This is a genomic window from Micromonospora sp. M51 (assembly GCF_018070305.1).
GTDB lineage: Bacteria > Actinomycetota > Actinomycetes > Mycobacteriales > Micromonosporaceae > Micromonospora > Micromonospora parva.
On record NZ_JAGPXZ010001208.1, the window covers coordinates 1 to 1,136 of the forward strand.

Below are 1,136 nucleotides of genomic sequence, written 5' to 3' on the forward strand. Positions count from 1 at the left end.
GCACAACCGGCGGCCGACGACGCCCCCGCCGACCACCCCGCCGCCGGCCGCCGGTTGTGCGGCGACCTACCGGGTGACCGGCTCCTGGTCAGGCGGCTTCCAGGCCGAGTTGACGGTCAGCAACACCGGCAGCGCCCCCATCGCCGGGTGGACGCTGGGCTGGATCTTCACCGACGGCCAGCAGGTCAACCAACTCTGGGGCGGCACCCACACTCAGACCGGGGCCGCGGTAACGGTCCGGGACAGCGGCTGGAACGGCGCGCTCGCCGCCGGGGCCAGCACCACCGCCGGTTTCCTCGGCTCCGGACCGGCAGCAACACGCCCCCGACGGCCATCACCTGCACGAGTCGCTGAGCGGGTGATCCGGGTCGGGACCCCGGATCACCACCAGACACCGGTCCGCCGGGCCGCCTGAGGGGTCCGGCACCCGGCGGACCGGTTCCACCCCAGCACCACGACGGGCCCCACCCGACCCAGGTCGAGTGGGGCCCGTCGTGGTGCTGTCGTTCAGACGGCGGGGGAGTTGGGGCGGTCGACGTCGACGAACTCCACGTCGTCGACGGCACGGTCGTCGCGGCTGCCGGCGGCCCGCGCGGCGGAACCGACGGCCCAACCGACCGCCGCGCCGGCGAGCGCGGCGCCGATCAGCAGCGTCCAGGGCAGTGCCGGCTGGCGGCCGGCGAGCGCGTCGAAGGCCAGCGAGGCGCGGCGTCGCGCCTCCTCGGCGGCGGATCCCACCAGGTCACCCGCACCGTCGGCGAGATCACTGCTGTTGCGACGGGCCGAGCGGGCGGTGTCCAGCACACTGTCTCCGGCGGAGCTGACCGCCGAGAGCAGGTGCTCCCAGGCCTGCTCAGCGATCCGCTCCGGCTTGCTGCGGCGGTCCAGCAGGTTGGTTCCGAACATCGTGGTTACCTCCTCGGGTGCCGAAGCCGCCGGCCACTTCGGACTTCGGCGTCTTTCCAGCGCGTCACGGTGTCGTCCACCCCGCAGTGCCCCGCGTCAGCCGGGCGCAAACCCCGACCGCCGCGGAGCACCGCCAGCTCGGCGCGCCGGCACCCCGGCGCGCCACCGACTCAGCGCACCGCGGAGACGGTGTCGCCGCGGGCGACGTCGTCGTCATCGACGTCATCGTC

Annotated in this window: 2 protein-coding genes; one reads left to right on the forward strand and one right to left on the reverse strand. The window is 74.6% G+C overall.

The window, feature by feature from the left end; genetic code table 11:
- The coding region (locus KBX53_RS33740; protein ID WP_247676601.1) for a cellulose binding domain-containing protein at positions 1-415 on the forward strand (415 nt) is incomplete at its 5' end.
- Positions 416-507: 92 nt separating this feature from the next.
- On the opposite strand, the gene KBX53_RS33745 is transcribed toward KBX53_RS33740, so the two are convergent.
- Complete coding sequence (locus KBX53_RS33745; RefSeq protein WP_030330304.1) at positions 508-906, reverse strand: hypothetical protein; 399 nt, start codon at positions 904-906, stop codon at positions 508-510.
- Positions 907-1,136: the final 230 nt, after the last annotated feature.